The sequence below is a fragment of the Lysinibacillus sp. genome (genome assembly GCF_032093475.1).
GTDB lineage: Bacteria > Bacillota > Bacilli > Bacillales_A > Planococcaceae > Lysinibacillus > Lysinibacillus irui.
In genome coordinates this window covers 1-6,754 of the sequence record NZ_DAMDAY010000176.1, presented here as the reverse complement: position 1 = coordinate 6,754, position 6,754 = coordinate 1, and the positions used below count along the sequence as shown (strand labels likewise).

General features: G+C 37.2%; 7 protein-coding genes. All 7 read left to right on the top strand.

From position 1 onward, the window contains the following. Nucleotides 1-211: 211 nt before the first annotated feature. Nucleotides 212-1,678: a 4-hydroxyphenylacetate 3-hydroxylase family protein gene (locus RT445_RS22520; protein ID WP_274793179.1), complete on the top strand. Its 1,467-nt coding sequence runs from the start codon at nucleotides 212-214 to the stop codon at nucleotides 1,676-1,678. Nucleotides 1,679-1,706: 28 nt separating this feature from the next. Further along, nucleotides 1,707-2,498: a carbon-nitrogen family hydrolase gene (locus tag RT445_RS22515; protein ID WP_274793178.1), complete on the top strand. Its 792-nt coding sequence runs from the start codon at nucleotides 1,707-1,709 to the stop codon at nucleotides 2,496-2,498. Beyond that, on the top strand, nucleotides 2,498-3,172 hold the full coding sequence (locus RT445_RS22510; RefSeq protein ID WP_274797329.1) for a DUF2848 family protein: 675 nt from the start codon (nucleotides 2,498-2,500) through the stop codon (nucleotides 3,170-3,172). Before RT445_RS22515 ends, RT445_RS22510 begins: the two co-directional genes overlap by 1 nt. Before the next feature lies 1 nt (nucleotide 3,173). Continuing rightward, nucleotides 3,174-3,890, top strand: a complete 717-nt coding sequence (locus RT445_RS22505; RefSeq protein WP_274793177.1) for a cupin domain-containing protein — start codon at nucleotides 3,174-3,176, stop codon at nucleotides 3,888-3,890. A 139-nt stretch (nucleotides 3,891-4,029) separates the two neighbouring features. Next, nucleotides 4,030-4,896 carry an FAD synthetase family protein gene (locus RT445_RS22500; RefSeq protein ID WP_274793176.1) on the top strand — a complete coding sequence of 289 codons (867 nt, stop codon included), beginning with the start codon at nucleotides 4,030-4,032 and terminating at the stop codon, nucleotides 4,894-4,896. Nucleotides 4,897-4,949: 53 nt separating this feature from the next. Beyond that, entirely contained in the window at nucleotides 4,950-6,278 is a 1,329-nt protein-coding gene (locus RT445_RS22495) for an MFS transporter (RefSeq protein WP_274793175.1), read from the top strand. 81 nt (nucleotides 6,279-6,359) lie between these two features. After that, a partial coding sequence (locus RT445_RS22490) for a flavin reductase family protein (protein WP_313471605.1) occupies nucleotides 6,360-6,754 on the top strand: 395 nt, incomplete at its 3' end.

The window sequence follows — 6,754 nt, the reverse complement described above, 5'->3', positions numbered from 1 at the left end:
AATTGTTCAATTAGGGAATATCTAATCTTATTTTTTATTTTATTGAAAGCGCTTGCGGTGAAGTCTATATTAAATTATTGTAATTTTTTGAATTATTTCAGGAATCAATGTATACACAATACAGTATACAAAATACTTGATGGGGGTATTGATTGTCTGAAAGATTGTCTCTTTAACATCTATATAGTTAACACATTGGGAGGAATGAAAGATGGTTAGAACAAGTCAAGAGTATTTACAAGCATTGAAAGATGATAGAGCGATCTACATAAATGGAGAAAGAGTGAGAGATGTAGCGACTCATCCTGCTTTTAAAGGAATTACAAATACAATTGCTGGTTTATACGATTTAGCATTAGATGAATCACAAAATATGCTTTATAAAACTGAGGATGGAACGCTAGCAAATAAAATCTATATGATCCCCAAAAGTCGTGAGGAATTAAAGGAACGTAGATTGGCCATTTCTAAATGGTCTGAAGCAACTTGTGGATTTGTTGGCAGAAGTCCAGACCATGTCGCTAGTTTTTTAGCTTCATTTGCCAGTTCACCAGAAGTATTTGAACGTGGGGGAAAAGGTTTTGGAGAAAATGTGTTAAATTTCTATAAACATGTTCGAGATCATGATTTATATGTAACCTATGTTATCATTCCACCACAAATTGACCGAAGTAAAGCAGCTCATGAGCTAGAAGATAAATACCTCCCTGTAGGCGTTTATGAAGAAAAAGAGGATGGAATTGTAGTAAGAGGCTCTCAAATGCTTGGTACAGCTTCAGCCGTATCAGATTACTTATTTGTAAGCTGTCTTACGCCACTACGTCCTGGTGATGAAGACTATGCTTTATCCTTTGTCTTACCGATTAATGCAAAAGGGTTGAAATTTTATGCGAGACCTAGTTACGCTGAAAAATCACCAAGCACATTTGATTATCCTTTGTCTTCTCGCTTTGATGAAAGCGATTCGTTAGTTGTTTTTGATGATGTATTTATTCCATGGTCACATATTTTTGTCTACAAAAATATTGATATTGTAAGGGCCCAGTTCCATGAAACACCAGCTCACGTTTTAGGCAATAATCAAGCACAAATTAGATTTAGTAACAAATTAAAGTTTTTAATTGGTGCAGCACGTAAAGTGACAGCAATGAATGGTATTGATAAAATCCCTTCTGTTCAAGAAAAGCTAGGTGAATTAGCATCTATTGCAGCATCTGTAGAAGGTAATTTATTAGCTTCAGAATATAATTGTACGATTGATAAAAATGGGGTAGCTCGACCAGATCCACGTTTCCTTTATGGTGTAGTTGGTCAGCAGGATATTATTTATGCATCTACTATTCGAATTTTAAGAGAGCTTTGTGGTGGAGGTGTTTTACAATTGCCTTCCTCATATAAAGAAATGATCAATCCTGATACGAAAGATGATATATACCAATATATCCGTTCAACAGGGGTTGGTGCGGAAGAGAGAATCAAATTATTTAAGTTAGTATGGGACATTATTGGTTCAGAATTTGGTGGTAGACATCAACAATACGAATTGTTCTATAATGGAGCACCATTTGTAACGAAAGGCTACGCATTTAGAAATTACGGCTATGAAGAGCCAGTAAAAATGGTGGAAACATTTTTAGAAAGTTATTCTCTTCCTACTCAAGTCGAGGAACTAGTTTAGGAAATATTGAGAAAAGGAGGTTGAAAATATGAAGATTGCTTCCATCCAAATGGAGATTAAAGAGAATGAATCTAAAATCGCCCGTATAGATCGTGTGGAATCCATGATTGATAAGTTAAAAGGTCAAGATTTAATTGTGCTACCTGAAACATGGGCTACGGGATACTTTGCATTTGATCGATATGTTGATGAATCAGAGGAAATAAATGGAGATTTTGTCCAACGATTCTCTTCAAAGGCAAAAGAAGTTCAATCCTATCTTTTTGCAGGCAGTTTCATAGAAAGAAATAATGGAAAATTTTATAACACAAGTGTTCTATTTTCTCCTGATGGGGACCTAATAGGCACGTATAGAAAAATTCACCTATTCCGCTACGGTTCCCATGAAGGGAAAATCCTTACTAGAGGTAATGAAATCACTGTAGTTGATACAGATTTTGGGAAGGTTGGATTATCAACTTGCTATGATTTACGATTCCCTGAATTATATCGTGCACAGGTAGATTTAGGAGCAGAGCTACTTCTTGTTACATCCGCTTGGCCACATGCTAGATTAGAGCATTGGAAAATATTTAATACAGCTCGAGCATTAGAAAATCAATGTTTCTTAATTTCGAGTAATTGTGTAGGCAATACGCATGGCGTTCATTTAGGCGGACACAGTCAAGTGGTCGATCCTTGGGGAATTGTAATGGCAAGTGGAGGAGATGAAGAAACGATTGTAAAAACAGAAATTGATCCTTCTCAAATTGCGCACATTCGTGATGTTTTCCCTAATTTAAAGCATCGAGTTTTAGACAGACAGGAGGAGTACATTTGATGAATATTATCGTTTCAGGAAAGAGCATGGAGGTTACACCTAAACGCCTGCTTATTGCTGGCTATACAGGAAAAGATCAGGCATCTGTAAAAAAACATATTGATGAATTAAAAGCGATTGGCGTTCCAGCACCACCTCAAGTGCCGATGATTTACGATGTTTCAACAGATCTTATTACGACAAGCTCAGCTATTTCAGTAGTCAAAGAAACGAGTAGTGGTGAGGCTGAAGTCGTTATTATGAATGTGAAAGGACAATGGTATGTAGGACTAGGCAGTGATCACACGGATCGTGAGCTTGAAAAAGTCTCCATCCAAAAATCCAAACAGGTTTGCAGCAAGCCTATTTCATCACAATTTTGGTTACTGGATGACATTGCAAGTCGCTGGGATGACATTGAAATGAGAAGTTGGATGCTGGTGAATGGCGTGAAACAGGAATATCAAACGGGAACACTTGGTGAGTTCCTACATCCAAAAGATTTACTAACTATTATTGAAGACCGTGGATATTATTGTGAGGATATGATGATATTTTGTGGCACCTTACCAATTGTTACTGGAGAATTTATATACGGTGACGGTTTTTCAGCAGAATTATATGATCGTTTAACTGACCGAAAAATCGAATTAGATTACAAGGTTCATATTTTAGCAGATGCGGAGGTCGTTTGACATGGGAAAACCAGATATTGATGTGCTTATTAAACCAGAGCATGAATTTGTTAATTATAAAACGTTTGAGACAGTTGCTTCAAAAACGGTAGAAGGCTCCTCACAACGAATTATCGCAAAGATTCCGGGTACTGAAGTGGCAACACGTATTCTGGAATTAGGCGCAGGGGTAGATACGTCCCCAGATGGCGTACAAGTTCATGATTTCTGGGAAGAGTTATATATTATGGAAGGGTCGTTAATTGATTTACGCCTGAATAAGGAATTTTCAGCTGGTATGGTAGCATGTCGTCCACCTGGAATGGAGCATGGTCCGTGGAAATCACCAAACGGCTGTAAAATTTTCGAGGTTCGTTATTATGCGAATCAGGAGAAAGAAGAGCATGAATTTGTTGACTATAAAACGTTTGAGGCTATTCCTTCAAAAACGGTAGAAGGCTCCGCACAACGAATTATCGCACAAATTCCAGGTACTGAAGTAGCAACACGTATTCTTGAACTAGGTGCAGGGGCAGACACTTCCCCAGATGGTGTACAAGTTCATGATTTCTGGGAAGAATTATACATTATCGAAGGATCCTTAATCGACTTACGCCTGAATGAGGAATTTTCAGCTGGTATGGTAGCATGTCGACCTCCTGGCATGGAGCATGGACCTTGGAAATCACCAAATGGCTGCAAAATTTTTGAAGTTCGCTACTACTCAAATAAAGAGTAAGCATAGAAGAGAAGCTAATTAGATGGGGTGAAGAATCTCATCTAAAATGCCTCTGGTCAACACCTACACTTTTTATTGTCCTTTAATGTATACACAGTACAGTATACATTTATATAACTTGTAAGGAAGGTGAAGCAAAGTGGAAGTTTTGTATTTAACACACCCATTGAACGGGCATGTTGCCATTCAAGAACCACATGTGATGGCTTTAGGTTTTTTCGATGGCGTTCATTTAGGTCACCAATATTTATTACAGCAAGCAAAGAAAGTAGCTAATAAAAAAAAGTTAAAATTGTCAGTAATGACTTTTCATCCTCATCCTAGTGAAATTATTAAATGTGAAACAGATAGAAAATATATTACCCCGTTATCTTCTAAACTTGAAGAAATGTCTCAATTCGGTGTTGATAGAGTTTTGGTAATGGAATTCACATTGCTTTTCGCTTCACTTCCTGCAAGTGAATTTATTAATCAATATATAATCAATCTCCATGCTACACATGTTGTCGCGGGTTTTGACTTTACCTTTGGTTATAAAGCGCAAGGAAATGTAGATTATTTACGAAAGGCTAGTTTATCCAATCCCTTTGATGTAACGGTCATCCCCAAAAGAATTACGAATGATAACAAGATAAGCTCAACGTTGATTAGAGAATTAATAAGTGAAGGTGATGTTCACTTAGTTCCCTATTACTTAGGAAAGCATTATGAAATAAAGGGAAGCTCCCATTACCCAAAAGATCTGTTTATCTATCAGCAGTTGAATAGTATGGAGTTTCATATTCAAGAGAAATATGTGATGCCAAAACCAGGCTTGTATAAAGTTGAAATAGCTTATGGAGATAGAACCATTCAAGGCTTTTTAAAACATAGTGGCTCCAATGATTCCAGGGTAGAACTGAATAGTAATAAACTAGATAGGCTAAAAGAGGGAAATCATCAAGAAATGACTGTAAAATTTTTTAACAAGGTCGCTTATATGGATAGTATCCCTATTTGGAATTAAAGTTTAACTACAAAATGGTATTAAAAAATCAAATAGTTGGAGGAATGTGATGAATGGGAAATGAAAAATCAACTGCAAGTTCCCGAAAAATATTATTTGCTAGTTTAGTAGGCAGTACCATTGAATTTTACGATTTCTTTCTTTATGGTACTGTGGCAGCACTTGTTTTCAATAAATTGTTTTTCCCAAGCCATGATCCGTATGTAAGTTTGTTACTCGCTTATGCATCCTTTGGTGTCACATTTTTTATTCGACCTCTTGGCGGCCTGATTTTTAGTCATATGGGTGATAAGTTCGGAAGGAAAAATACCCTTGTCGTTTCTTTACTATTAATGGGCATATCCACGGTATGTATAGGCTTGCTCCCAACCTATAGTACAATCGGAATTTTTGCACCTATTCTGCTTGTATTTTTAAGACTTCTTCAAGGTATTGCAGTTGGTGGAGAATGGGGAGGAGCTGTGCTCTTAGCGGTTGAAAATGCACCAAAACAAAAGAGAGGTTTCTATGGAAGTTTTCCTGCGATGGGAATTCCTCTTGGTATGTTACTTGGCACAACTGCTATTTCAATCGTCAGTTTACTACCAGAGGCACAATTCCTTTCGTGGGGCTGGAGACTGCCTTTTCTACTAAGCGCAGTTCTAGTAATTACTGGTTTTTGGATACGCCGTGGCATAGAAGAAACATCAGCATTCAGTGAAGAAAAGCAAAAAGGTAATGTGGTAAAGGTTCCGCTTTTTGAAACAATACGTTACCATTGGAAAGCCGTCTTCATTTCATTGGGGGCAAAATGTGTGGAAGTAGGTCCATTCTATCTTTTCACAACCTTTTTTATCTCCTATGCGACAGAGCACATAGGCTTTTCGAGGACTACCGCATTAAACATTATAACTGCTGCAACCATTGTGACGACACTTTGTATTCCAATCATGGGGAAAATATCAGATGTATTGGGGCGTAAGCGCCTTTTCATGATGGGAGCAGCTGGAATTGCAGTCTTTTCTTTCCCTTACTATTATTTATTATCAACACAATCAACATTTTGGGCTTATGCCGCTGCCATTATAGGTTTAGGAATTCTCTGGTCTTCTATTGCCAGTATCATTGGCACCATGTTTACAGAGATGTTCACTACAAATGTTGGGTATACAGGCATTACACTTGGTTATCAAGCAGGGTCCGCATTGTTTGGTGGAACTGCACCTATGATTGCTACAGTTTTGCTAAGTACTTATCATAACTCTTGGATGCCACTCGCTCTATTTATTGCGATCCTTTCTGTTGCTTCTTTTATCTCTGTAACATTTTTACGCAAAACGCCAGTGATGGAGGAGAGCCTAGTAGATCAATCACTACCACAGAAAGAACTAGTTGTTAAATAACAGAATCCACGATCAATAGTCTGAATATTTAATTATTTAAGAAGGTTAAAATACGAAAAATTTTGAGGAGGAAATCATATGATGGACGATAGAACATTTAGAAATGCAATGGGGAAATTTGCTACTGGGGTGACAGTTATTACAACAGTTATGGATGGGGAAGCACACGGTATGACGGCTAATGCATTTATGTCCGTTTCGCTTGACCCTAAACTGGTCTTAATATCCATTGGTGAAAAAGCAAAAATGCTAGATAAAATTAATACTACAGGAAAATTTACAGTTAACATTTTATCAGAGGAACAAAAAGATCTATCGATGCATTTTGCAGGACAAATAAAAGAAGAGCGTGCGATTGATTTTGATTGGGTAAATGAACTACCTATTATTAAAAATGCATTAGCTAGCATCGTATGTAATGTCCATAGCAAACAAATAGCTGGAGATCATACACTCTTTATTGGGGAAGTAACGGA

Excerpts from the sequence above, each read along its gene's own strand:
- RT445_RS22515 (WP_274793178.1), top strand. The coding sequence starts at position 1,707 with ATGAAGATTGCTTCCATCCAAATGGAGATTAAAGAGAATGAATCTAAA.
- RT445_RS22510 (WP_274797329.1), top strand. The coding sequence starts at position 2,498 with ATGAATATTATCGTTTCAGGAAAGAGCATGGAGGTTACACCTAAACGC.
- RT445_RS22505 (WP_274793177.1), top strand. The coding sequence starts at position 3,174 with ATGGGAAAACCAGATATTGATGTGCTTATTAAACCAGAGCATGAATTT.
- RT445_RS22495 (WP_274793175.1), top strand. The coding sequence starts at position 4,950 with ATGGGAAATGAAAAATCAACTGCAAGTTCCCGAAAAATATTATTTGCT.
- RT445_RS22520 (WP_274793179.1), top strand. The coding sequence starts at position 212 with ATGGTTAGAACAAGTCAAGAGTATTTACAAGCATTGAAAGATGATAGA.